Origin of the sequence: Kosakonia sp. R1.Fl (genome assembly GCF_023516815.1) — a bacterium.
Lineage (GTDB): Bacteria > Pseudomonadota > Gammaproteobacteria > Enterobacterales > Enterobacteriaceae > Kosakonia.
This window is the reverse complement of sequence record NZ_JAMGSQ010000001.1, coordinates 1,705,612-1,732,069: the sequence shown is the minus strand read 5'-3', so window position 1 is coordinate 1,732,069 and position 26,458 is coordinate 1,705,612. Positions and strand designations below refer to the sequence as shown.

Sequence of the window (26,458 nt, the reverse complement as noted above, 5' to 3'; positions counted from 1 at the left end):
ACAGACGAGCCTACAGCGGCTCGTCGCTAAAACTTAAAAGGTTTCCCATCCATCATCTCCACCACCCGCCACAGCCGGGCGCGGCTGTCTGACTGGCAACACGGAAGACCTCACGACAGCCGGTTGTTGACCGGGCAAACGGAAGACATCAACCAGCTGTTGCAGTTTGGTGGCTTGATCTTCGAGGCTACCGGCTGCCGCAGACGATTCCTGAACTAACGCGGCGTTCTGCTGAGTGGTGGTATCCATCTCGGACATCGCCTGGGCAATCTGCGAAATGCCACGGTTTTGTTCGTCGGATGCAGCGGCAATTTCCTGCATCAAATCTTTCACCTGCAGCACCGAGTTGACGATACCGCTCATGGTTTCACCCGCCAGGTCAACCTGCCGCGAACCCTCTTCAACAAACGTGACCGATTCGCTGATAAGCGCTTCAATCTCTTTTGCTGCCTGAGCACTACGCTGGGCTAATGAGCGCACCTCACCGGCCACCACGGCGAAACCTCGCCCTTGATCCCCGGCTCTTGCCGCTTCAACGGCCGCGTTGAGCGCCAGAATGTTGGTCTGAAAAGCGATGCCGTTGATGACCGAGGTAATTTCCGAAATACGTTTGGAACTATCCATAATATCTTTCATGCGGCTGATGGCAGTCCCAACGACGCTCCCCCCTTGAGAAGCGGTATCAGAGGCGGTAAGAGCAAGCTGGCTGGCCTGATGCGCGTTCTCAGCGTTCTGTTTTACCGTGGAGCTTAGCTCTTCCATACTGGCGGCGGTTTCAACCACAGCGGCGGATTGCTGCTCGGTACGGGCAGAGAGTTCGTTGTTGCCCAGCGCTATCTCATTCGCGGCGGTGTTAACCGAACCGGAAGCGGCGCGCACCATGGCCAGCGATTCAGCCACTCGCTCAACAAGATTATTAAATGCGCTTACTGCCTGGCCGATTTCGTCCAGACGCCCTGTCGGTAACGCATGGCTGAGATCCAGTTTTTCGCTAATAGTGACCATGCCGTCTTTCATGCCGTTCAGGCGACGTTTGATATTCAGCACGGTGAACAATCCGAACAAACCCAGAATGAGGGTTGCGGCGATCGTCGCCGTTAAGGAGAGAATCATTGCCCGGGAAATTAAATTGTCGCTGTCCTGAACAGCTTTAGTCACTAATGATGAGTTGTAGGTCACTTGCTCAGAGAAATCATTAATTAACAGCGCAATATTATCGGCGACAAACCCACCTTTCTGCATTGACTTAATAATGGCAGCACGGTCATTACTTTCGGATATTTTAAAATACTGATCCATTACCGGACGGAACTTATCTAAATCACTTAATGTTTTATTCGATAAATCCTGATCATGTTGGTCGGAGATGAGATCTTTAAGGTAACCCTGGTGCATGGCGTAGAGTTCGTCATACAATTTTGTTGCATTCTGTTTTATTTCGGCCATCCCGGCGGGATCGTCCGTCAGACCATGTAAAAAGAGCTGCCCGCGAACCTTTAAGATTTGCATTGTCTCTTTATTCATTGCATCCAGGCTGGGTAAGATATTTTCCTGAAAGTAATTTTGTGACTCACCAATTTTAGAAAGAGAAACTATAGCGATAACATTAGTGCCGATGAGGCTTAAGATCAGTAATGAGAAAGCAAGTAACAATCTCTTTGTAATATTCATTAGTAACTCCCGACACCATCATGCATAAAATATATTGTTAAATTATACAGTCCCTCGTTTTTTGTCCTAAGGGGAGTATCGGCAAGTCGTAATATTACTTTAGTCACAAATGCATTTTTGGATGAAGAATATATCCAAACCTGTGAATATAATCACATTAGATAATTCTTAAGAAAACTTAATATTCAGCCGTTTGGTAAGAGTTAATTAGCAGAGGAATTATATTCACGCTTATTCATACTTAAATAACCAGAAGCAAGATATTGAGAATGCAAGAGAGATTATTTTAGATAGTCGCGCACCCGCCATCACTGGCGGGGCGCTATTAAATATCTCAGTTCGGGCATTTATACACTTGCGCATTCATTTCGCTGGCGGTCGGCACGAAGCTGGATAAGAAGCCTTGCGTCGGGCTTGAGACGCTGTACAACACGTTACCGCCCATGGCTGCAGCCTGGTTACGCAATGCATTCGCTGCGCCGCGCAGCGAGCCGCCTTCTTCACCATGCTGACCTGAGAGCCAGTTGCTCTGCGAACCCGTGGCGGTGCCGAGGTACTGGCAGGTTGCCGCCGGTTTCTCCTCGACAAAGCGAACGTTCTGCCCGCCGGCGGTCAATTCATTATTGCTGCTACACCCTGCCAGCAACAGCGAGGCGCCAATAATCCCTGCTAAATGTTTTACGTACATGTTATTCCCCATAATCAATGAGCTGGACGCATGTCGCCCGTGTGTAAACCTTATACTAAAAAGATGACCAAAAGAAAAATGCCGCCATCTCAGGCCGCACAAATTGGGGAAAATAATGAAAAAAGACACGGTGAGAAGTATAAAAATCCGACGTCATAGAAAGCGGCAGTGATTACGCTGCGAAAAGGCGTACCAACGTCTTAAAAAGGTGCCGCCGCCAGCCGCGTTTAACGCCAAAACAATAAGACAGAGCCACGACCTGATAATGAGCGCACCCGCAGAACATGGTTTTCAGTTAACAAAAAAAAGAGCGGGCCGAAGCCCGCTCTTTTTCGTTGAACTCGCGCCAGGTCGCCCTGAACACGCGTCCGGCAGCGATTACATCATGCCGCCCATACCGCCCATGCCGCCCATACCACCAGCAGCACCTAAGTCCGGCGCATCGCCTTTCGGCAGGTCAGTCACCATGCACTCGGTGGTGATCATCAGGCCAGCTACAGAGGCCGCGTACTGCAGAGCAGAACGGGTCACTTTAGTCGGATCCAGGATACCCATGTCGATCATGTTGCCGTACTCTTCGGTAGCCGCGTTGTAACCGTAGTTACCGTCGCCTGCTTTCACAGAGTTAGCCACAACAGACGGCTCTTCACCGCAGTTCAGCACGATCTGACGCAGCGGAGCTTCCATTGCGCGCAGCGCAACTTTGATACCCACGTTCTGATCTTCGTTCTGACCTTTCAGGTCAGCGATTTTGCTGGCTACGCGAATCAGCGCCACGCCACCACCGGCAACCACGCCTTCTTCAACGGCAGCACGGGTTGCGTGCAGCGCATCTTCAACGCGGGCTTTTTTCTCTTTCATTTCAACTTCAGTTGCTGCGCCAACTTTGATAACGGCAACGCCGCCAGCCAGTTTCGCTACGCGCTCTTGCAGTTTTTCACGGTCGTAATCGGAAGTGGCTTCTTCGATCTGCTGACGAATCTGAGTCACACGACCCTGAATTGCCGCTTCTTCGCCCACGCCATCGATGATGGTGGTGGTGTCTTTGTTGATCACAACACGTTTAGCCTGGCCCAGATCTTCCAGGGTCGCTTTTTCCAGTTCCATACCGATTTCTTCAGAAATCACGGTACCACCGGTCAGAGTTGCAATGTCCTGCAGCATCGCTTTACGACGATCGCCGAAGCCCGGCGCTTTAACCGCAGCCACTTTCACGATGCCGCGCATGGTGTTCACCACCAGCGTTGCCAGTGCTTCGCCTTCAACGTCTTCAGCGATGATCAGCAGCGGTTTGCCTGCTTTCGCAACGGCTTCCAGAACCGGCAGCATTTCGCGGATGTTGGAGATTTTTTTATCAGCCAGCAGGATGAACGGGCTTTCCAGTTCTACAGCCCCAGTTTCCGGCTTGTTGATGAAGTAAGGAGAGAGGTAACCGCGGTCAAACTGCATACCTTCAACCACGTCCAGTTCGTCCTGCAGACCGGTACCGTCTTCAACGGTGATCACGCCTTCTTTACCGACTTTGTCCATCGCTTCAGCGATCAGTTTACCTACGGTTTCGTCGGAGTTAGCGGAGATAGTACCAACCTGTGCAATGGCTTTAGAATCAGAGCACGGTACAGACAGGGCTTTCAGTTCATCAACAGCAGCAGCGACAGCTTTGTCGATACCACGTTTCAGATCCATCGGGTTCATGCCCGCAGCAACAGCTTTCAGGCCTTCAGTGATGATGGACTGCGCCAGTACGGTTGCAGTGGTGGTACCGTCGCCCGCAGCGTCGTTCGCTTTGGAAGCCACTTCTTTCACCATCTGCGCGCCCATGTTTTCGAACTTATCTTCCAGTTCGATTTCACGTGCTACAGAAACACCATCTTTGGTGATGGTCGGTGCACCGAAAGATTTATCCAGAACCACATTACGGCCTTTCGGACCGAGGGTAACTTTCACTGCATCTGCCAGAACATTCACGCCGCGCAGCATTTTTACACGAGCGTCATTACCGAATTTTACGTCTTTAGCTGCCATTTTCTTTATTCCTTAAATTCGTTCAGGTTCGTTCGCGCGCGCTGTTACGCTTCCACAATTGCCAGAATGTCGCTTTCGGACATGATCAGCACTTCTTCGTTGTCGATCTTCTCAGCTTTCACACCGTAACCATCGTTGAAAATCACGATATCACCCACTTTCACGTCCAGCGGTTGCACAGTACCGTTTTCCAGGATGCGGCCCTTACCGACAGCGATGATTTCGCCACGAGTTGATTTGCCTGCCGCAGAACCGGTCAGAACGATACCGCCAGCAGATTTAGACTCAACTTCTTTACGTTTGACGATCACACGATCATGTAACGGACGAATACTCATTGATAGCTCTCCTTTGAGAAAGTCTTTATCAGTTATGGATGACGCCGGGCCACAAACGGTTGTCCGGCTGGTGACCTGAGAGATGGGGTTGGCTGTTTCCCCCTTCAAGGGGGAACAGCAAAAAAAATTTGCGAAAGTCTATCTGCACATAAGCCACCATTCCTGACAGGGGCTTCCGCAGCCATCAGCAAAACTGATTGTGCTAACATCGACGCTCCTGACGATAAGCAGACAAAAGACAATGAGCGGATTAAAACAAGAGCTGGGGTTGGCTCAGGGCATCGGGTTACTTTCCACCTCCTTATTGGGCACCGGCGTGTTCGCAGTTCCGGCGCTGGCCGCGCTGGCCGCGGGCAACAGCAGCCTGTGGGCATGGCCATTACTGATCGTGCTCGTCTTCCCGGTCGCCATTGTTTTTGCCGCGCTGGGTCGCCACTTTCCCAGCGCGGGTGGCGTGGCGTATTTCGTCGGGATGGCCTTTGGCCCGCGTCTTGAACGCGTAACCGGCTGGTTGTTTCTCTCTGTTATCCCGGTCGGATTGCCCGCTGCGCTGCACATTGCCGCCGGTTTCTGGCAAGGCATGTTTGGCTGGCAGGGGCCGCAATTGTTGATGACGGAGCTGGGTACGCTGGCGCTGATTTGGCTGCTGGGCACACGAGGCGCAGGTTCCAGCGCGAACCTGCAATCGATTATCGCCGGGCTTATTGTGGCGTTAATTGTGGCGATCTGGTGGCGCGGCGGCATAAGTTTCAGCGATATCCCCTTTCCGCCGATCTCACAGGTACAAGTGTCGGCGATGTCGGCTTCGCTTGCGGTGATGTTCTGGTGTTTCGTCGGGCTTGAAGCCTTCGCCCATCTGGCCTCTGAATTCAAAAACCCCGAGCGGGATTTCCCCCGCGCGCTGATGATTGGCCTGCTGTTGGCGGGCTCGGTTTACTGGGCCTGTACCGTTGCGGTGCTGCATTTCGATATCTGGCGTACTCAGGGCGCAGCGGCGTCGCTACCGGTGATTGTCGTTGAGCTGTTTGGTAAACACGCGCTGTGGATTGCCTGCATTATTGGTTATCTGGCCTGTTTCGCCAGCCTGAATATCTATATCCAGAGTTTTGCCCGGCTGGTGTGGTCGCAGGCGGCATATAAACCGGATAGCGCGCTGGCGAAGCTCTCCGGACGCCAGTTGCCATTAAATGCGCTGAACGCGGTAATTATCTGCTGCATGTTCTGCACCCTCGCGATTTACGCCTTCAGCGTGAATCTTGATACGCTGATCATCTACGCGAACGGCATTTTCATCATGATTTATCTGCTGTGCATGCTGGCGGGCTGTCGCTTGTTGAAAGGGCGATTTAAAGCACTGGCGGTACTCGGAAGTGCGCTATGTTTGCTGCTGTTGGTGATCCCCGGCTGGAAGAGCCTTTACGCGGTGTTCATGCTGTTCGCATTGTGGTTGCTGCTGCCAAAGCGCCGCACAACCTCCATTCATTCCACTCAGTCATAAAAAGAAGCCCGGCATTGCCGGGCGTCAGTAATCAGCGATCGTCTTTGTTATCCAGACGATCGCGCGGATTGTCTTTGCGCTGATATTCGCCCTCAAATGTCTGCCCGTCAGCACCGCCCGCGCCAAACCCGCCGCCCGGCATCCGCGAAAAACGTAAATGCGGCATCAGTTTCAGCGTCAGGTGTTTTTGCACCGGCGGCAACAGCAACAGCAGGCCAAGGAAGTCGGTAAAGAACCCCGGCAGCACCAGCAACAAGCCGGCGATAATCAGCGAAACGCTTTTGATCATCTCCGCCGCAGGGCTTTCGCCCGCCGCCATTTTCTGCTGCATCAGCAAAAAGTTCTTAAATCCCTGATTGCGCACCAGCGACATGCCAATCACCGAAGTGAAGATCACCAGAATCAGTGTCATCAGCACGCCAAAAACATGCGCGACCTGAATAAAGATCGAGATCTCGATGTAAACGTATAAAAAGACTGCAATAAACGGTATCCAGCGCACTGGCTTCTCCTGTCAATGAACAGCCGCGTCAGAGCGTCTGTCGAAATGGGTTTGCAAATCGCATCCTGATCAGATGGTGGCAAATGCGGAAAATTCAATTTCGCGGCGGTTGTAAATTTTTGTCTGTTACGAAGCGGTGACTTATTTCACATATTATTAATTATGATGCATTGACGGGGATAATAAGTGATCCCGATTACGGCATTTCCTTTCCTTCAGCATATAATTTCAGTCATCCGGCCGATTAAGGGGATAATCGTCGGTCGAAAAAGACACATAACCACATTAATTTTGTGTGTTTGGTGTATTCATTCGTAGCTTGAAAAAGAAGGTTCACATGTTAAACAACATTCGTATCGAAGAAGACTTGTTAGGTACCAGGGAAGTGCCAGCGGATGCCTACTACGGCGTGCATACTCTGAGAGCGATTGAAAACTTTTATATCAGCAACAGCAAAATCAGCGACATTCCTGAGTTTGTCCGTGGCATGGTGATGGTGAAAAAGGCGGCAGCGCTGGCGAACAAAGAGCTGCAAACCATCCCGAAAAGTATCGCCAACGCTATCGTTGCCGCATGTGATGAGGTCCTCAACAATGGCAAATGCATGGACCAGTTCCCGGTAGACGTCTATCAGGGCGGCGCGGGCACCTCTGTGAACATGAATACCAACGAAGTGCTGGCGAACATCGGTCTTGAGCTGATGGGCCATCAGAAAGGTGAATACCAGTTCCTCAACCCGAACGATCATGTTAACAAATGCCAGTCCACCAACGACGCCTACCCAACCGGGTTCCGCATCGCGGTGTACGCCTCCATCGTTAAACTGGTTGATGCCATCAAACAGCTCGGCGAAGGCTTCGAAAACAAAGCCGTGGAGTTCAAGGATATCCTGAAAATGGGCCGCACCCAGTTGCAGGACGCGGTGCCGATGACCCTCGGTCAGGAGTTCCACGCTTTCAACGTGCTGCTGAATGAAGAAACCAAAAACCTGCTGCGTACCGCCGAACTGCTGCTGGAAGTGAACCTTGGCGCAACGGCAATCGGTACGCGCCTCAACACCCCGGACGGCTATCAACAACTGGCCGTGCAAAAACTGGCGGAAGTGAGCAACCTGCCAGTCGTTCCGGCGGAAGACCTGATTGAAGCGACCTCCGACTGCGGCGCCTACGTGATGGTGCACAGCTCGCTGAAACGCCTGGCGGTGAAACTTTCTAAAATCTGTAACGACTTGCGCCTGCTCTCCTCCGGGCCGCGCGCCGGGCTGAATGAGATCAACCTGCCGGAATTGCAGGCGGGTTCGTCCATCATGCCGGCGAAAGTGAACCCGGTGGTGCCGGAAGTAGTGAACCAGGTGTGCTTTAAAGTGATCGGCAACGACACCACCGTCACCATGGCGTCCGAAGCGGGCCAGTTGCAGTTGAACGTGATGGAACCGGTGATTGGCCAGGCCATGTTTGAGTCGGTGCATATTCTGACCAACGCCTGCTACAACCTGCTGGAAAAATGCATCAACGGCATTACCGCCAACAAAGCAGTGTGCGAAGGCTATGTCTATAACTCCATCGGCATCGTCACCTACCTCAACCCGTTCATCGGCCACCACAACGGCGACATCGTTGGCAAGATTTGCGCCGAAACCGGTAAGAGCGTGCGTGAAGTGGTGCTGGAGCGCGGCCTGCTGACGGAAGCGGAGCTGGACGACATCTTCTCGGCGCAAAACCTGATGCATCCGGCTTATAAAGCGAAGCGTTATACCGATGAAAGCGAACAGTAATTCCGACGGTTAGAAAGACAAAAGGCACGTCCTGAGCGACGTGCCTTTTTCTTTTGGATGGTTACTAAACTATAACAATTCGATATCACTTAGTTAAACAAGGAAGCCAACTATGTTTGCTGCAGAGCTTGTCCTCGTCCTGATTGCTATCTACCTTGGCGCCAGATTAGGCAGCATCGGCATTGGTTTTGCCGGTGGCCTTGGTGTACTGGTTCTCACCCTGTTCTTTCAAATCAAACCCGGGGCAATTCCCTTTGATGTCATAGAAATTATTATGGCGGTCATCGCCGCTATCGCCGCCATGCAGGTAGCGGGCGGGATGGATTATCTGGTGAGCCTGGCGGAAAAAATGCTGCGCCGCCATCCGAAGTACATCACCTTTCTCGCGCCGCTGGTCACCTGGTTTATGACCATTCTCGCCGGTACCGGGCACACCGCGTTTTCCACGCTGCCGGTAATTACCGAAGTGGCGAAAGAGCAAGGTATTCGCCCGTCGCGTCCGCTGTCGATTGCTGTCGTCGCCTCGCAAATTGCGATTACAGCGTCGCCCATCTCTGCGGCGGTGGTCTTTTTTGCTGGCATCCTTGAACCGCTTGGCGTGAGCTATCTGAAGCTGTTGGCAATTTGTATTCCGGTGACGCTGATTGCGGTCATGTTGACGGCGGTGGTCTGTAACTTCCTCGGTTGCGAGCTGAAAGATGATCCGGTCTATCAGGAACGCCTGGCGAAAGGCGAAGTGAAGCTGCGCGGCAGCCAGGTTTTTGCCATGAAGCCGCATGCCAAACGCTCGGTATTGCTGTTCCTGATTGGTATTGTCGCCGTGATGCTCTACGCCACCGCCATCAGCCCGACCGTTGGCTTAATCACCAACCCGGTGCTGCCGCGTAACGAAGCGATCGTGGTGTTTATGTTGACCATCGCCACGCTGATTTGCCTGACCTGCAAAATCGACACCGGCGAAATCCTGAATGCCAGCACTTTTAAATCCGGTATGAGCGCCTGTATTTGTGTGCTCGGCGTGGCGTGGCTCGGCGATACCTTCGTGAAACACCATATTGAAGATATCCAGACGGTGGCGGGCGATCTGCTGCACAGCTACCCGTGGCTGCTGGCGGTGGTGCTGTTCTTCGCCGCAACGCTGCTCTATTCGCAAGCCGCGACCACCAAAGCGCTGATGCCTGCTGCGCTGCTGCTCGGCGTCACCCCGCTGACGGCAATTGCGTCGTTTGCCGCCGTTTCCGCGCTGTTTGTGCTGCCAACGTACCCAACTCTGCTGGCGGCGGTCGAAATGGATGACACCGGCTCAACGCGCATCGGCAAGTTTGTTTTTAACCACGCGTTCCTCGTTCCCGGCGTGATCGCCATTGCCCTGTGCGTCATGCTGGGCTTTATCTTCGGCGGTATCTTGTTGTAAAGGTCTTAAAATCGGGTCGCCCGGCGGCCCGATCCTCTCACTTCGCGTGGTATAGTCGTGGCTTTCGCGCTTACGAGGTTGACGATGAACACGCCTGACGCCGTTGTTGTACTCTGCACCGCCCCGGATGAAGCCACCGCCCAGGATCTGGCGGCCAAAGTGCTGGCAGATAAGCTCGCTGCCTGTGTCACCATTTTGCCGGGTGCGACCTCGCTCTATTACTGGGAAGGCAAACTCGAACAAGAGTATGAAGTGCAACTGCTGCTCAAAACCGATGTCGCACATCTCGAAGACCTCTTCGCCAGCATCAAAGCGCACCATCCGTACCAAACCCCGGAATTACTGGCTTTACCCGTCACCCACGGAGATTACGATTACCTCTCATGGCTCAACGCATCTTTACGCTGATCCTGCTGCTGTGCAGCACCACCGCTTTTGCGGGCTTATTTGACGCGCCCGGTCGCTCCAGTTTTGTGCCCGCCGACCAGGCGTTTATCTTTGATTTTCAGCAGCATCAGCATGACTTAACGCTCAACTGGCAGGTTAAAGAGGGTTACTACCTCTATCGCCAGCAAATTCACGTCACCCCGGCGCAAGCAACTATTGGCGCGTTAACGCTGCCAAAAGGGGAGATGCATGAAGATGAGTTCTACGGCAAAACGGAAATCTACCGCCAGCGCCTGAACCTGCCGCTCGATATCAACGCGGCGGCAAAAGGCGCAACGCTGACCGTCACTTATCAGGGCTGCGCCGATGCCGGGTTCTGTTATCCGCCGGAAACCAAAGTGGTGCCGCTGATGGAAGTCGCGGCGGCAACGACACAGGCACCGGTAAATGCACCGCCAGCCGCAACGCAGGGCACCACGGAAAATCAGCTTCCCTTCTCTGCACTGTGGGCGCTGTTGATCGGTATTGGTATCGCCTTTACGCCCTGTGTGCTGCCAATGTACCCGCTGATTTCCGGCATTGTGCTTGGCGGGAAACAGCGTCTTGCCACACCGCGCGCGCTGCTGCTGGCGTTTATCTACGTGCAAGGAATGGCGCTCACCTATACGGCGCTGGGGCTGGTGGTCGCAGCGGCAGGGTTATCATTCCAGGCGGCGCTGCAACACCCGTATGTGCTGATTGGCTTGTCGGTGCTGTTCACGCTGCTGGCGCTGTCGATGTTCGGCCTGTTTACCTTACAGCTTCCTTCTGCGCTGCAAACCCGCTTAACCCTGTGGAGCAACCGCCAGCAGGGCGGCTCCGTGGGCGGGGTGTTTGCCATGGGCGCGATAGCCGGGCTGATTTGTTCGCCCTGCACTACCGCGCCGTTAAGCGCCATCCTGCTCTATATTGCGCAAAGCGGTAACCTGTGGCTCGGCGGCGGTACGCTCTATCTTTACGCGCTGGGCATGGGCCTGCCGCTGATCCTCGTGACGGTGTTCGGTAACCGGCTGCTGCCCAAAAGCGGGCCGTGGATGGAGCAGGTCAAAACCGCTTTTGGCTTTGTGATCCTCGCCCTGCCGGTCTTTCTGCTGGAGCGCGTGCTCGGTGAAACCTGGGGGCTGCGGCTGTGGTCGCTGCTCGGCGTGGCGTTTTTCGGCTGGGCATTTATCACCAGTCTGGGTGCGAAGCGTGCGTTTGTCCGCGTGCTGCAAATCGCCCTGCTCGGCGCGGCGCTGGTCTGCGCGCGTCCGTTACAGGATTGGGCGTTTGGCACCCCCGCCGCGCAAACACACTCGCCGCTGGCCTTCACGTCCATTTCCACCGTCGACGATCTGAACCAGGCGCTGGCGCAGGCCAACGGCCGCCCGGTGATGCTGGATCTCTATGCCGACTGGTGCGTGGCGTGTAAAGAATTTGAGAAGTACACCTTTAGCGACGCCCGCGTACAGGCTGCGCTGAAAGATACCGTGTTATTGCAGGCCAACGTAACGGCCAACAACGCGCAGGACGCCGCGCTGCTGCGCCAGCTCAATGTGCTGGGTCTGCCAACGATTCTGTTTTTCGACGCGCAAGGCCATGAGCAACCGGCAGCCCGGGTGACGGGGTTTATGGACGCCGCCGCGTTCGCCGCGCATTTGCGCAATCGCGCCCCGTAAACAACACTGTGTGGGGGAATGAGCTTCAGATAACGGAGGATATCACCGTGCAACGCGAAGACGTTTTGAGTCAAACTTTGCAATTACTTGAATTAAGAGGGATTGCGGACACCACTCTTGAAATGGTTGCCGAGCGCATCGACTATCCCATCGATGAGTTCCGCCGTTTCTGGCCAGACAAAGAGGCGCTGCTGTATGACGCGTTGCGTTATCTCAGCCAGCAGGTAGATGTCTGGCGCAGGCAACTGCTGCTGGACGAAACGCTCAGCAATGAGCAAAAACTGCTGGCGCGCTACGGGGCGCTCACCGAATGTGTGAGCAATAACCGCTATCCGGGTTGCTTGTTTATTGCCGCCTGCACCTTCTTCCCGGATCCGGCGCACCCGATCCACCAGCTTGCGGATCAGCAAAAGCGCGACGCGCATGATTTCACCCATCAGCTGCTGACGCAGTTAGAAGTGGACGATCCGGCGATGGTGGCGAAGCAGATGGAGCTGGTGCTGGAGGGCTGTCTGAGCCGGATGCTGGTTAACCGCAGCCAGGCCGATGTCGATACGGCCCAGCGGCTGGCGGAAGATATTCTGCGTTTTGCCCGCTGCCGCCAGGGCGGCGCGCTGACCTAAGCGCCCAGAAATCCCGCCCAGGCAGAAAGCAACAGGCACAGTGCCATCACACGCTGAAACCAGAGTAGCGATGTGGTGGTGCGAAACAGCCGGTTGACCGCCTTGCCGAGCAGCGTCCACGCGCTCAGGCACAGCAGTGAGATCAACAAAAACCACAGTGACAGTAACGACACCTCGCGCAAAGGATGCGCGCCGTGCGGGGCAAACAGGCTTACCACCGCCAGCGCCATCATCCAGGTTTTCGGGTTAATCAGTTGCAGCATCGCCGCCGCACGGCCGCTAAACGGTCGCTGCGCTTCGCCCTGCAAATCGGCCGCGGGCGCGGTAAATAATTGCCAGCTCAGCCAGCTTAACCACAACGCCCCCGCCCAGCTCATCACCTCACGCACCAGCGGATAGCTGCGCAACACTTCACCCGCGCCCGCTCCGGAAATAAACACAATCAGGCTGGCCGCCACGCAGGCGCTCACCACCGCAGGCAACGTCGCTTTGATGCCAAAGCGCTGGCTGCTGGTCAGGATCAAAATGTTGGTTGGGCCAGGCGTAATCGACGCCACAAACGCGAAGAGTAAAAACGGCAGATAGCTATAAAACAGGTTCACAGGCAGGCTCCTTATTAATGAGCCTTAGACTGTCGCGTTATTTGCCGTCGTCGTCTGGAAGATTTGTGCACAGCCTGCGGTAGTGCGCGGGCGAGAGGCGATACGCACGCTGGAACCAGCGCCCAAGATGGCTTTGATCGGCAAATCCCAGCGCGGCAGCAACGTCTGCTGGCGTCTCCCCTTTCGCCAGCTGCGAACGTGCGGTGGCGAGCCGCAGTTGGATCAGCCAGGCGTGCGGGCTTAAGTGGAACTCGCGTTTAAAGCAGCGTGTCAGCGTAAAGCGATCGGTTCCCGTTTCGCGCGCCAGATCCGAAAGGCCAACGTTGTCGCCAATGTGCGCATGCAGATAATCACGCGCACGGTGTGCAATGGCTGTGCTTTGCAACTGCGACGGCAGCCGTTTGCGCCACTGGCAATGGTGCGTAAGCTGGCTGAGCAACCCATCCATGGCGCTTTGCTGGACGATGCGCATCTCTTCGCTGTGCAGGGCGTAAAAGGTATGCGCAATCGCGCGGATCAGTTGCGGTTCCCTGGCGATAGTGTGGGAAAAATGCAGTGAATAGCTGGACGGTACCGATTCATACAGGCCACGTAACGTGTCGCTGAGCCAGCGATCATCAAGGTAAAAGGTCAGATAGGTAAATCCGCCTTCTACCGGGGCGTCACCATCGTGGATCTCGCCCGGCTCCAGCAAAAAGGCATCGCCCGGCGTACTACGGTGGCGCTCCCGCCGACAGTGAAACTGCTGCGTCCCGGACAGCGTAATGCCGACCAGGTAGCTGTCGTGCCAGTGCGGATCGTAGGCGTGCCCTTCAAAATGCGCGCGGATGGTTTCAATTCCCGTGTCCGCATGTTGCCGCAGTTCCAGCCAGTCTTTCGCCATATCGCCTCCAAAGTGCCACCGGAAAGTAGCATTCATCTCCTTAAGGTAAAAGTCTGGAAGATTTGTGCAATGGTCGATTTGTGCCGCGCAATTGCGCAGATTGCCGCAAAGTTGAGCAACTGAATAGAATTGAAGGAAATAAAGTTGACGCCTTAATACGATTAAGGTTTAATGCGCCCCGTTGCCCGGATAGCTCAGTCGGTAGAGCAGGGGATTGAAAATCCCCGTGTCCTTGGTTCGATTCCGAGTCCGGGCACCACTTATTCAGAGAACCCGCCCAAAAGGCGGGTTTTTGCTTTTCTGCTCCCGGACTCTTCATCGAACTACGTTCGATTATTCGCCGCAAGCGACTCCGTTTGTGCTTGTTGAACGGTCACGTCTGATTCGCCCAACAAAACCACATGAAAAATCCTGGAAACATATTGATGCGCTCTGCGTATATCTGCTGATCACTCTCCTTGTTTAGAAGTGAGTCATCTCTCCGAGGCAGCATGAAAGGGGCATGTAACTCTCTCGACCCTATGCGGAATATCACCGGACCGGCACAGAGAGGACAGCGTTCTACGCCTGGTAATTTCCCCAAAATTGCTTATGTTTTATACAGCGAACACCGATCCAATTAAAAGGTGATGCCCTCACTCGCTAATCCCTTTAAACCACTGCCGCTCAGGCGCTCGCTGTTTGTTGGGCGAGGATAAACGTATAACTTTTGACAACGGCTGGCATTGATATCCTTAACGGGAGTCTGAAAATGAACGCGCAGGTACAGTACGAGCTTTTTCGCAAAACACCTACCGTTAATGTCCGGAATAACCGTGGGCAGACAGTCCGGGAGATCCAGTATTATCGCCATCCGGAAAACCTGGAGTCCACGGACGAGCGTGTTACCCGCCATCAATATAATGCCCGGAACTTTCTGGTGCAGAGCACCGACCCACGGCTATATGAATTACAGCAGAGCGACCCTTCAATCCGTCCCAATTTTACTTACCTTACTTCCCTCTTCGGAACGGTGCTGCGTACGGAGAGCGTTGACGCCGGCACGACGATATCCCTGAGTGACGCTACCGGACGCCCATTTCTGGACGTCACCGCAGAAGGCGCTGTCTTCACCTGGCAATATGAAGAGAGCACTCTCCCCGGCAGGCCGTTATCCATAACAGAGCAGAATTTCCGGAATACCCCGTCCCGGATTACAGAACGCTTTGTCTACGCCGGAGCAACGCCAACGGAGCAAGCCTGGAACCTGGCCGGATCATGTGTACGTCACTACGATACGGCGGGTCTGGCTCAGACCAATAGTATAGCTATAACGGGCATTAATCTGTCAGTCACCCGCCAGTTGCTGAAAGACGCGGATAACCCAGGCAACTCCCCCGACTGGACAGGAGAGGACGCATCAGCCTGGAATGATCAATTAGCGCCGGAATCGTATACAACCCTCAATACATCCGATGCCACGGGCGCTGTATTAACTGCCACAGATGCCGCCGGCAATATACAACGCGTCGCATATAATGTGGCAGGAATGCTTTCTGGCTCATGGCTGAGAGTGGCGGGGGAAGTTGAGCAGGTCATTGTCAAATCCCGGGCTTATTCGGCTGCGGGTCAGATACTACGCGAAGAACACGGTAATGGCGTGATCACTACTTATATTCGCGAGCCACAAACACAGCGCCTCTCAACAATAAAAACAGAACGCCTTGCAGGCCACCCCTCAGGTGAGAAGGTATTGCGAGATCTGCAATACCTCTACGACCCGGTAGGTAATGTCCTACGCGTCACCAATAATGCAGAAGAGACCTTGTTCTGGCGAAATCAGAGGGTCGTGCCGGAAAATACCTACACTTACGACAGCTTGTACCAGTTGGTCAACGCTACCGGGCGGGAAATGGCCGGGATTGGTGACCAAAATCTCACCGGGCCTTCTCCCGCAGTCCCTCTGGTGTCGGATAGCAACGCCTACACAGCGTGGCTTCGTTCTTACCGCTATGATTCCGGGGGCAACTTGACGCAAATCCAGCACAGCGCCCCAGCAACCGGTAACCGGTATACCACTGAGATCACCGTTTCCAATAGCAGTAACCGGGGAGTACTGCGTTCACTGGCAGACACAGCGGATAAAGTGGAGAGCCTGTTTATGGCGGGGGGAAACCAGAAACAACTCGTTCCCGGACAATCTCTGACATGGACCTCCAGAGGCGAACTCATGGGGGTGACGCCAGTGACTCGCGACGGGCAGCCATCTGACTATGAAATGTACCGATATGATGCGAAGAGCCAGCGCATCCTCAAAATCAGTCAGCAAAAGGCAGGGAGCAATATACTGGGCCAGCGCACACTTTATTTACCGGGGCTGGAGATAAGGACGACACTGAATGACGGCGTTGAAAACGATGTTCTGCAGAGCATCGTTATGGACGGCGTACGGATACTACACCGGACCACCGGAGCTATTGATGACCAGATACATTACAGCTACGGTAACCTGACAGGCAGCAGCGAATTAGAAGTGGATGGCACTGGCAAAGTCATCAGTCGAGAAGAGTACTACCCCTACGGAGGCACCGCGGTGTGGACATCGCGCAGCCAGGCAGAAGCAGATGACAAAACCATTCGCTACATGAGCAAGGAGCGGGATGCGACAGGGTTGTACTACTACGGTTTTCGCTACTACCAACCCTGGGCAGGCAGATGGCTGAATGCAGACCCGGCGGGGACGGTGGACGGCGTAAATTTATATACCTTTGTAAAAAATAATCCTGTTAAAAATATTGATGCTGACGGCCGAATGCTCAAACGCGAACGCACTCAAGTCACAGCGACTTCTGATGAAGAAAGAGGAATCGTCGTCGAAACGAATATCCTTACACTATACAGAGCAGACACTCGCTCTCCAGAAGACATTATTAAAGCCGGTGGTTTTTCAGCATCAGGAGGAATCAACGATGCAGGAACACTAGGACGATATAACAATGGAAAGGCGGAGGAACCTATTCTGTATACAGCAGAAACTGAATTAGGAATGAAAGATTTTGCTTTTGATATGCCTAACGAACGGCATTTTTATGCCATTGATGCGGAAGGTTTAACGGTTGCCAGATATACGACGAATTTCGATGGTTTAAAAAACAGAAAGAACTTAACTGCGCATTTAAAGAAACAAGAACTTTTGATGGCCAAGGTCATTGGCGAAGACTGGAAAAACAAAACAGAAGCTGAATTAAGAAGAGAGCTCTATGCTGTCGAAGGTAAAACGTCCTGGTTTGATCTGACTACTGGCGTTAAAGAGGCACATATTATTGGTAAGCCAGAACAAATGTGGTCTCCTGAAGATTTACATTCTGGCACTCCCCTTCCCGTTTTAGTGCCTCTGGAGCGGTTAAGTTATATCGGTTCAAAAATGAAAGGGATTAAAAAATCGGTTCGACTGACGCAATATGTCAGCGAGTTACAGGGGTAAGCCTCTGCATTCTGTCAAAGCGAGGCGTGCTGCTGCACGCCACATTGTTCTGCGGAAAATCGCAGCACCTTGTTTTTCCATGCGATCGCGTCAATAGTGTCGTTTTTCCTGAAACGGATATTCCTATGGTTAAGAGCGTGAATCGCGCCTCGCTATCTGCGGCGGCGCTGGTGCTGTTAGTGATCCTTATCTATACCGGCTGGTTTGCCAAAGACCGGATGACCTGGCTGATGGAAGTGGTTCCGGTAATGGTTGTCGTGCCATTGTTGCTCGTTACCTGGCGCCGTTATCCGCTGACATCGCTGCTGTATGTGCTGATTTTTTTCCACGCCATTATTCTGATGGTCGGCGGAATGTATACCTACGCGAAAGTCCCGGTTGGTTTTGATGTGCAACATCTTTTGGGGCTGAGCCGTAACCCGTATGACAAACTCGGCCACTTCTTTCAGGGGCTGGTACCCGCGCTTGCCGCCAGAGAGATACTGCTGCGCGGGCAATATGTGCGGGGCGGGAAGATGCTCGACTTTATCGTCTGCTGCATTGCGCTGGCGATTAGCGCCACCTATGAATTAATTGAATGGTGGGCGGCGCTGGCTATGGGCCAGGGCGCGGATGAGTTTCTCGGCACCCAGGGCGATCCGTGGGATACCCAGTCGGATATGTTCTGCGCCCTGCTCGGCGCGCTGACTACGGTGCTGGTTCTGGGGCACTGGCACAAACGTCAGCTTAACGTGTAAGACAAAACGCGGCGAAGACTGGAGCCAACGTACTTCGCCGCCTATACTCCGGAGATTCCCCCCAACGCTCGCACACCTATGACCACGCAACTTCTCACCCGTGACTGGCGCTTACCCGCCGTTGCCCTGCTGGCGGTGGTGCTGGCAGCGGCCTTCGTTTTACATGCGCACTGGGCGGCCTTTTTGCAATGGTGCCTGGCAACGCAAATCACCCTGCACCGCTATCTGGTGATGTATTTACTGCAACTGAATAACCACCAGTACAGCGGCGGCTTATGGCTGCTGACCGGCGCGTTCTTTTATGGCGTGCTGCATGCGATTGGCCCTGGCCACGGCAAATTTATCGTTACCACCTGGCTTAGCACCAACAACGAAAGCCAGATTGCGGCACGCGTCGTTCCCGTGCTGGGCAGCCTGATGCAAGGCGTCAGCGCCATTCTGTTCGTCTTTATTCTGGCGGTCGGTTTCAACCTTGCCGCAGGCGATCTCAGTGAAAGCCGCTGGTACGTTGAGAAAATAAGCGCGGTGATGATTGGCGGTTTCGGTGCGTATGTCGTCTGGAATGCACTCAAAACCCTGCAGCCACGAAAACTGGCAATCCGCTCGCTTACCCCTGCGCATCAGCATGACGACCATTGCGGCTGCGGCCATCATGGCGTTGGCGTGAGCACGCAAGGCGACTGGAAAACGCGTATTGGCGTGATCCTCGCTATCGGCGCACGGCCTTGCAGCGGAGCAATCATGATTTTGCTCTTCGCCAATGCGCTTGGCATCGTGAGTTGGGGTATTGCTGCCGTAATGACCATGGCGGTCGGCACGGCGCTGTCGATCGCCGGTTTGTCGCTGGCGGTGCGTTATGCGCGCAACAGCACGGCGGCGTTTTTTGGCGGTGAGGCAAGCACATTACACAAGTTCGTTCTGGTGCTGAAAATCGCCGGTGGCGTAGCGCTGATCCTGTTCGCGCTGGTGCTGTTTTTAACGGTCATTCCGGTGAGTGCGAACGGGGATTATATTGCGGCGGGATGCTAAAAATCCCGGATGACCGCGCCATCCGGGATTGGTATTACTCGTTTATTTTTGGATGCTGCTGTACAAGGCGCGCACGTTTTTCCTGCAACTGAGCGATCTCCTCATCGATATCTTCGATTTTCTGCTCAATATTATCGTGATGTTCCTGCAAGATTTCCCGCGCTTCCTGCAGATCCGATGCCGCCGGGGTCGCCCCTTTCAGCGGTAAGTTCGCCGTCTCTTTCATCGTCAGGCCGGTAATCAGGCCAATCACCGCAACCACCATCAAGTAGTAGGCAGGCATCAGCAGGTTGGCAGAGCTTTCCACCAGCCAGGCTGCCAGCGTTGGCGTCAGACCGGCAATCAGGATAGAGATGTTGAACGCACTCGCCAGCGCGCTGTAGCGAAGGTGCGTCGGGAACATCGCCGGTAACGTTGACGCCATCACCCCGGTAAAGCAGTTCAGCACCACCGCCAGCATCAGCAGACCCGCGAAGATCAGGCCAATAACGTTGCTGTTAATCATAATGAAGGCCGGGATCGACAGCACAAACAGCGCAATGCTGCCGAGAATGACAAACGGACGGCGGCCAAAGCGGTCGCTCAACAGCCCCATCACCGGCTGCACAAACAACATACCAATCATGATGGCAATGATGATCAGCACACCGTGGTCTTCGGAATAGTGCAGGTTATGCGACAGGTAACTTGGCATGTAGGTCAGCAACATGTAGTAGGTCACGTTGGTGGAAATCACCAGACCAATACAGGTCAGCAGGCTGCGCCAGTGTTTCGTCGCAATCTCTTTAAATGAGACTTTCGGCCCATCCTGCAACCCCTGGCGATCGCCCTGCTCCAGTTTGTCGACGTGCTGCTGGAATGCCGGGGTCTCTTCCAGTGCGTGGCGCAGATAGAGACCGATTAACCCCAGCGGGAGCGCCAGGAAGAACGGGATACGCCAGCCCCAGTCGAGGAAGTTCTCCTCACCGACAATGGTAGAGAGCAGAACGACTACGCCCGCGCCGAGCACAAAACCGGCGATGGAACCAAAATCCAGCCAGCTGCCCATAAAGCCGCGTTTTCGGTCCGGCGAGTATTCGGCGACAAAGATGGATGCCCCGGTATATTCGCCGCCCACCGAAAAGCCCTGCGCCATCTTACACAGCAGCAGTAAAATCGGCGCCCAGATACCAATGGTGGCATACGACGGGATCAGACCAATACAGAAGGTACTGACGGACATGATCACTATCGTTATGGCGAGGATTTTTTGTCGGCCGTATTTATCGCCCAACATGCCGAAGAACAGGCCGCCTAACGGACGAATCAGGAACGGAACCGAGAAGGTCCCAAGTGCAGCAATCATCTGCACGCTGGGGTTTGCATCGGGGAAGAACACCTTACCAAGGGCGTAGGCGACAAAGCCGTAAACGCCGAAATCAAACCACTCCATGGCGTTACCCAACGATGCGGCAGTAATCGCTTTACGCAATTTGCCATCATCGATAATGGTTACATCACGCAAGGTGATGGGTTTAATTTTTTTCCTTTTTAGCATGCATCTATTCCTCTTTAGACTTTCGCCCTGAACCGCCCGGCGAACTCTCCCTGCCGGGCGTTTTAAATGGCTTTTCAGCCTTCCTGTTCAAGCGTAGCAGGTTTACTTACACGGACTGTTTAAAGCCTGTACAACCGAACCTGTTGACGCCTGCCGGGCAGTGAATGACCTTTTTACCCTAACAGGGTTTAAAAATGTGATCAAATTCACATAGTTTTACCACGCAATAATCCTCCTCACAGTTTTAACGCTTTTTCTCTTATCTGGAATAAGAAACATCTAATGCGTTACAGGCTAAAAATACGCCGGTAATCACCCTCGTGATTATTACCTTCCTTGTCATCTTCTCCATATATTTCTTCACAACTCATTTACAGCAAAAATAAATAAACAAATATCAGATTATCTTTACGAAAAATATGTGATCGGCGTAACTAAAACATTGTTTCATTCTTATTGAATAGATATTCCATTGATCGGATGATAGCGACATAACCCCGCAGAGTGGCGCAACACAGCGTCTTTAAATGCGGCGACCAGCGGCAATCGATAGCGAATGCCCTGCCTGAGAAATTCTTTAATGAATTGAAAATATTCACTATTAATTTTTAGCTTTCCTCGTTCATGGTAATGACGAGCAGTGAGGATTTATTATGAAAATCAAGGCCACGATAGAACGCATTCCTGGCGGGATGATGCTGGTTCCGCTGCTGTTAGGCGCAATGTTGAATACGCTGGCACCGGATACCGGTGCTTATTTTGGTTCATTCACTAAAGGGATGATTACCGGCACGGTACCCATCCTTGCCGTGTGGTTTTTCTGTATTGGTGCATCTATTGATTTACGCGCTACCGGCACCGTTTTACGTAAATCCGGTACGCTGGTGCTGACAAAAATTGCCGTCGCCTGGGTCGTGGCAATGATCGCCGCATCGTTTATTCCGGACACCGGCATCCAGACCGGATTCTTCGCCGGGCTTTCCGTGCTGGCGCTGGTATCCGCCATGGATATGACCAACGGCGGTCTGTACGCGAGCCTGATGAACCAGTACGGCAGCAAAGAGGAGTCCGGCGCGTTTGTGTTGATGTCGCTGGAATCCGGCCCGTTGATGACCATGGTGATCCTCGGCTCTGCCGGTCTGGCCTCGTTTGAGCCGCATCACTTTGTCGGCGCCGTGCTGCCGTTCCTGATTGGTTTCGCGCTCGGTAACCTCGATCATGATTTGCGCGCTTTCTTCAGTAAAGCAACGCCGGTGCTGATCCCGTTCTTCGGCTTCGCGCTGGGTAACACCATCAACCTGAGCGTTATCATGCAAACCGGCCTGCTGGGCATCTTCCTCGGCGTTGCGGTGATTATCATCACCGGTATTCCGCTGATTATCGCCGACCGTGTAATTGGTGGCGGTAACGGAACGGCAGGCGTCGCGGCCTCGTCTGCGGCAGGCGCGGCGGTAGCGAACCCGGTGATTATCGCGCAGATTAACCCGGCGTTCGAACCAGTTGCCGCATCCGCAACCGCGCTGGTTGCCGCAAGTGTGATAGTGACGGCCATTCTGGTGCCGATTATCACCGCGCTGTATGCGAAACGCTTCGGTCATGTGCCGCAAGCGAAAGAGGAAGCAGAGAACCCGATCGAGTCGACAGGACACTAAAGGTGCTCGATCAAAAAAGCCCCGTCAGGGGCTTTTTTGTTGCCAGTAGAAAACCGCATCCGCAGCGCGCAATCAGCAACAGATGTTGGCTCGTGCATGCCGGGGGAGAAAATGCACGTTACGGGTTTTGATCGACCCTCTCACCACAAACCAATGCCGCCTTTATAGAGAGAAAGCGGATGTTTACGGGTGAGAAAGCGGTCTACTCGCCAAACACTTCATCGACCATCGCCGTCGCGATGCGTGTCGCGGAACAGAGCCGCGGCATGCCGAGCGCCACCGTTTGCCAGCTCTGGGTGACAGACCAGCAGATCGGATGGCGTTCAGCATCACACCAGTCGCCAAGCCAGCCGAGTAAATCTTTATAGTCCATCAATCCTGGCGTCGAAGGTGTCGCCAGCCATTGGTGATAGAAATGTCGGGTCGCCGGAGAAGCATTAATCCCCTGCGCCAGAAAATCGGCAGCCATCGCGCGCAGGTTATCTTTCAGCATTTTCGCCACGCCTTCATTCGCCAGGCGACAGGCATCACCAAACGCCCCCCAGCGCAACTCTTCCAGCGCGATGTAGCAGCGCCCGGCCATCGACCAGCCGTTGTAATTCCCGGCGCGCCAGTGGGCAAAAACTTGCTCGCTATGGTTGCCCGCCTGGACGGCCAGCCCGCGTTGGGTCAGCGCTTTCTCTTTCCACGCCGCGCGTTGGCTAAAATGGTCAACCAACTCGTCATATTGCTGCGACGCACCAGACGTCGCGTTGGCAGGACGGCGCTCAGCTTGTTGTAACGCCGCCAGCCGCTCGGTAATGCGGGTTAATGCCAGATACCCCGGATCAAGCATGCTGGCCAGTTTTTCCGCCAGCCCCAGACGCAGCGCGTCGTTCTCATTTAATACGCCAGACATTGCCCACGGGCGCAGTTGCGTTTGCGCCATGATCTCCTGCGTCAGCCGCTCACGAAACAACTGCTGTTGAGGCACAATCGGCGTCTGGCGCGGCGCATCAACGCCCTGCACCAAATCCACGATAAATTTCGGGTGAATACACTCAAGTACGCGCCCCGGGCCGTCCAGTAGTCGATTTTTCATGGTAGATCTGCCGCGAAGAGGGTTTGTATATCATCGCGTAACAGGCGTGCGTCCTCATGGATCCAATTGGCTGTCCTGATGCTCTGCTGCAACTGCTGGCGCAACGCCAACACTGACGACTCGTTCTGCTGTCGTATCGCCAGGCTGTCACGCAAACTTTCCTGTAGTCCCGCGAGACTTAACGAGAACTCGGCAAAAAATGTCGCCATTCCCGCCGTAACAGAAACATCGACCTGCGCGCTCAAAGCTTTACGAATTTGTTCACAAAAATGCGCAACATGGTCGATGAGCTTTTTATTTAACGCCGTAAGGTCGATCACATAGCGGGTACGCGTGGCGACATAATCGTCCCACCCCCAACTGGGGTTGTTGAGCCAGCGCGACACGGTTTCCCGCATGCTGCCAGCGCGCGGTGCCTGCCCGGCAGGCAAATCTTGCGGCGCTATCACATTGGTAAACAGCGAACGAGCGTTAAAGTTGAGCGCGCTCGCCTGGAACGCCGGGAAACTGATACGGGCGCGAAAACCAGCGTGCGTGAGTTCCTCTTTAATGCGTGTTTCGATGGGGCGCATCGCATCGTTCAACGAGCGCGCCAGCGTATTTTCCAGCTCGTCGAAACGCTGTGCCAGCTCACGGCTGATGCGCTCCTGCGCCGCGACTAAAATCGTCTCGCACACCGAGCGGATTTTACTGAGCGCGACCTGCGCCTGTCCTTCATTTTCCAGCACCAGTTGCCCCGGCGCGAAATGTTCATCAAAACTCAGGTCGGCATGGCTGTCTCTGACCATGGTCATTAACTGACCATCATGGAACCAGGCATCAATGGCTTCGACAATTTCAAATTGCTGGCCATGAATATAGATTTCGGCTGCGGCGAGCGCCTCTTCCACTTCGTGTTCAATTTCATCGCTAACACCTTCCTGGCTGCTACGCAGCAGCGCCATGTCCTCTTCCAGCCGGGAGATGTTTTGCTCCAGCTTTTCGTAGGCCACGGTTAATCCCTGATAGCGAAAATCAAGGTACTCGCGAGCGCTTTGCGTGTAGTTCAGCAGCTTATGCGACGCCGAACGCAGCGCATAAAGCGAGGCGTTCGCGTGTGCGGCATGCAGCAGTGTGCGAATCGGTTTTTCAAACAGCGAATCTTCCCACAGCAGATCGGCGGCATGGCGGATATGCTCAATATCCTCTAAATCGGCGTTGCGCCAGCGGCGTCCAAGCGCAGCTTCGGCAAAGTCCTGCACCCAGCGCTGCTCTTGCGGATCCGGCAAACGCCCCTGGTGCTGCAACTCATGGCGGGCGCGGTTCGCCAGATAGCCCCACATTGAAGAGACCGGGAAAATCTGGGTCGGGTTAATGTTTCCTTTCATTAACGTACCGGAAATCAGCGCCTTCACCTGATCTTCATCGTCACTGTTGCGATCTTTTTGATCGAATTTATTCACCAGTGCGTACAGCGGCACCGAACGGCCGACCGAGGAGATCGCGCGGCGCACTTCCTCATCAGAGATGGATTTAAGCTGTGTGTAGTCCATCACCGCCAGCACCGCCGAAGCGCGCGCCAGCTGCTCGTTGAGCATTTTTTGCAGATGTGGCTGCCCGGCTTCATTCGGCCCGGGGGTATCCAGCAGCGTCAGTTGGCCCAGTTGATTGTCCAGCCCGGCCAGATGCACAAACTCCACCTCAATCACCGGAATGTGTTCAATCGCCGCATACGCGGAAAACGGAAAGTCCACATCCAGCGCTTTGGAGAGACGCACCAGATCATTGAGGCTTTTCAGGCAGTGGAAGATCGGCTGCGCGCCCAGATAGTGCTTATCAAAAGCATCGCCTTGCGCAATACGATCCAGCAGCGCGGCCATGTCTTTATCGATTTCAATTTTTTGCGCCAGCTTTTCACGGTTGTAATTAAAAAGCCGCGTCTGAAGCTGTTGCGCAAGCGCGTCGATAGGCCCGACGTGAGAAAAGTGCAGCACCGGCTCTTTTTGACCAGGCGTGTGGCGAATAAGGGTGGGCAGCGCGGTCATTGGCCGGTTGCGGTTGGGCAGCACTTCCGTGCCAACAATCGCGTTGATGGTGGTCGACTTTCCTGCCTTCATGGTACCGACAATCGCCAGCACCATTTCCAGCCTGGTAATTTTCCGTAATTCGTTATGCAGCGTAGCCTGCTGCGCTTCAACGCCGCGCGCGCTGAAATGCAACGGCAAAACATTGGCGTTTTCCGCCTTACCGGTGGCGCTCGTCTCATCAAACGTTGCTGTCGGTATTTTTTTTAAAGCCTGGAGATTGTGCAAGGAAAGTTGCAACAATCTTTCTGCTTCCTGGCTTAATTCAAAAATTGTTTGTGTGTGCATGTTAAAAGTCTTTCCTTAACGCAAATTTTCTTACTTTTATTTAGCCGGAATGTTTTATTAGTGAAGTTTCGGCTTTTATAATTACGTGTGGAAAATATCTTCGAAAAGATAAACGCCTGATGATACTCAGGAAAATATATATTTTTTTTCTCAAAAAATGACAGCGGCGCAACTCCGGTGATAAAAACCAGAGAGTTTGAGCTTAGCTCATTTTCAGGAACAACCAGGATATATCATCATTTATTTACCCACCCAATTTGAGAGGTAATAACCACCATTGCTGGCAGCGTAGCAGGCATGACAGTTCGGGTTCGAATTACACCAGATACTACACGCCACCTTATCTGAATTAGTAAATGCTGGCAATTTCCACCAGAAAATAATCTAAATAACTGGTGTAAGAATTTACTCATCATGTTTCAGGGATAAGCATCGCTTACGCGAATGACAGGTTGTGTCACTATTATCACTTTTTTATGTTTTTTCTGAAAAAATAATAACAACGG

The 26,458-nt window shown here is 53.7% G+C and carries 20 protein-coding genes and 1 tRNA gene; 11 read left to right on the top strand and 10 right to left on the bottom strand.

The annotated features are described in order from the left end of the window. Positions 1–33 precede the first annotated feature (33 nt). The 4 genes from M8Q36_RS08035 to M8Q36_RS08020 all read right to left on the bottom strand — a co-directional run bounded on the left by M8Q36_RS08035 (position 34) and on the right by M8Q36_RS08020 (position 4,722). The gene (locus M8Q36_RS08035; protein ID WP_249880541.1) at positions 34–1,671 is read right to left on the bottom strand and encodes a methyl-accepting chemotaxis protein; all 1,638 of its coding nucleotides are present in this window, start codon (positions 1,669–1,671) and stop codon (positions 34–36) included. Between the two features lie 334 nt (positions 1,672–2,005). Beyond that, complete coding sequence (locus M8Q36_RS08030) at positions 2,006–2,359, bottom strand: DUF4156 domain-containing protein (protein ID WP_020456210.1); 354 nt, start codon at positions 2,357–2,359, stop codon at positions 2,006–2,008. Between the two features lie 378 nt (positions 2,360–2,737). Beyond that, positions 2,738–4,384 carry a chaperonin GroEL gene (groL, locus tag M8Q36_RS08025; RefSeq protein WP_249880540.1) on the bottom strand — a complete coding sequence of 549 codons (1,647 nt, stop codon included), beginning with the start codon at positions 4,382–4,384 and terminating at the stop codon, positions 2,738–2,740. 44 nt (positions 4,385–4,428) lie between these two features. Continuing rightward, positions 4,429–4,722 (bottom strand): co-chaperone GroES, encoded by a 294-nt coding sequence (locus tag M8Q36_RS08020; protein WP_007372708.1) that lies wholly within the window; start codon positions 4,720–4,722, stop codon positions 4,429–4,431. A gap of 241 nt (positions 4,723–4,963) precedes the next feature. Here M8Q36_RS08020 and yjeH point away from each other — a divergent pair, with 241 nt between their 5' ends. Then, entirely contained in the window at positions 4,964–6,220 is a 1,257-nt protein-coding gene (gene yjeH, locus M8Q36_RS08015; protein ID WP_249880539.1) for an L-methionine/branched-chain amino acid transporter, read from the top strand. Positions 6,221–6,251: 31 nt separating this feature from the next. Here yjeH and M8Q36_RS08010 read toward each other — a convergent pair whose 3' ends face one another. Beyond that, the gene (locus M8Q36_RS08010; RefSeq protein WP_020456207.1) at positions 6,252–6,722 is read right to left on the bottom strand and encodes an FxsA family protein; all 471 of its coding nucleotides are present in this window, start codon (positions 6,720–6,722) and stop codon (positions 6,252–6,254) included. Positions 6,723–7,059: 337 nt separating this feature from the next. Between M8Q36_RS08010 and aspA the strand changes: the two genes are divergently transcribed. The 5 genes from aspA (at position 7,060) to M8Q36_RS07985 (ending at position 12,617) form a co-directional block, all read left to right on the top strand. Next, entirely contained in the window at positions 7,060–8,496 is a 1,437-nt protein-coding gene (gene aspA / locus M8Q36_RS08005; protein WP_020456206.1) for an aspartate ammonia-lyase, read from the top strand. Positions 8,497–8,608: 112 nt separating this feature from the next. Continuing rightward, entirely contained in the window at positions 8,609–9,910 is a 1,302-nt protein-coding gene (locus M8Q36_RS08000) for an anaerobic C4-dicarboxylate transporter (RefSeq protein ID WP_249880538.1), read from the top strand. 84 nt (positions 9,911–9,994) lie between these two features. Further along, entirely contained in the window at positions 9,995–10,318 is a 324-nt protein-coding gene (gene cutA, locus M8Q36_RS07995) for a divalent cation tolerance protein CutA (protein WP_017459202.1), read from the top strand. Beyond that, entirely contained in the window at positions 10,294–11,994 is a 1,701-nt protein-coding gene (locus tag M8Q36_RS07990) for a protein-disulfide reductase DsbD (protein ID WP_249880537.1), read from the top strand. The genes cutA and M8Q36_RS07990 overlap by 25 nt, the downstream gene beginning before the upstream one ends. A 47-nt stretch (positions 11,995–12,041) precedes the next feature. Continuing rightward, entirely contained in the window at positions 12,042–12,617 is a 576-nt protein-coding gene (locus M8Q36_RS07985) for a transcriptional regulator (protein ID WP_017459204.1), read from the top strand. Here the strand turns inward: M8Q36_RS07985 and M8Q36_RS07980 are convergent. Then, positions 12,614–13,219, bottom strand: a complete 606-nt coding sequence (locus M8Q36_RS07980; protein ID WP_114413851.1) for a LysE family translocator — start codon at positions 13,217–13,219, stop codon at positions 12,614–12,616. The two genes, M8Q36_RS07985 and M8Q36_RS07980, sit on opposite strands and share 4 nt — an antisense overlap. Before the next feature lie 37 nt (positions 13,220–13,256). Next, entirely contained in the window at positions 13,257–14,102 is an 846-nt protein-coding gene (locus M8Q36_RS07975) for an AraC family transcriptional regulator (protein ID WP_249880536.1), read from the bottom strand. A gap of 183 nt (positions 14,103–14,285) precedes the next feature. Between M8Q36_RS07975 and M8Q36_RS07970 the strand changes: the two genes are divergently transcribed. The 4 genes from M8Q36_RS07970 (at position 14,286) to M8Q36_RS07955 (ending at position 19,331) form a co-directional block, all read left to right on the top strand. Then, positions 14,286–14,361, top strand: a tRNA-Phe gene (locus tag M8Q36_RS07970). 492 nt (positions 14,362–14,853) lie between these two features. Beyond that, the gene (locus M8Q36_RS07965; RefSeq protein ID WP_249880535.1) at positions 14,854–17,565 is read left to right on the top strand and encodes an RHS repeat-associated core domain-containing protein; all 2,712 of its coding nucleotides are present in this window, start codon (positions 14,854–14,856) and stop codon (positions 17,563–17,565) included. Between the two features lie 125 nt (positions 17,566–17,690). Further along, entirely contained in the window at positions 17,691–18,302 is a 612-nt protein-coding gene (locus M8Q36_RS07960; protein ID WP_249880534.1) for a DUF2238 domain-containing protein, read from the top strand. Between the two features lie 78 nt (positions 18,303–18,380). Continuing rightward, a complete protein-coding gene (locus M8Q36_RS07955; protein ID WP_249880533.1) occupies positions 18,381–19,331 on the top strand; it encodes a nickel/cobalt transporter in 951 nt (316 codons plus the stop codon). Positions 19,332–19,365: 34 nt separating this feature from the next. On the opposite strand, the gene proP is transcribed toward M8Q36_RS07955, so the two are convergent. Next, a complete protein-coding gene (gene proP / locus M8Q36_RS07950; RefSeq protein WP_249880532.1) occupies positions 19,366–20,868 on the bottom strand; it encodes a glycine betaine/L-proline transporter ProP in 1,503 nt (500 codons plus the stop codon). Between the two features lie 653 nt (positions 20,869–21,521). Between proP and kdgT the strand changes: the two genes are divergently transcribed. Then, positions 21,522–22,520: a 2-keto-3-deoxygluconate transporter gene (kdgT, locus tag M8Q36_RS07945; protein WP_249880531.1), complete on the top strand. Its 999-nt coding sequence runs from the start codon at positions 21,522–21,524 to the stop codon at positions 22,518–22,520. Between the two features lie 202 nt (positions 22,521–22,722). On the opposite strand, the gene M8Q36_RS07940 is transcribed toward kdgT, so the two are convergent. After that, positions 22,723–23,601: a diguanylate cyclase regulator RdcB family protein gene (locus M8Q36_RS07940; RefSeq protein ID WP_249880530.1), complete on the bottom strand. Its 879-nt coding sequence runs from the start codon at positions 23,599–23,601 to the stop codon at positions 22,723–22,725. Further along, the gene (gene crfC, locus M8Q36_RS07935; RefSeq protein ID WP_249880529.1) at positions 23,598–25,952 is read right to left on the bottom strand and encodes a clamp-binding protein CrfC; all 2,355 of its coding nucleotides are present in this window, start codon (positions 25,950–25,952) and stop codon (positions 23,598–23,600) included. The genes M8Q36_RS07940 and crfC overlap by 4 nt, the downstream gene beginning before the upstream one ends. Between the last annotated feature and the right edge of the window lie 506 nt (positions 25,953–26,458).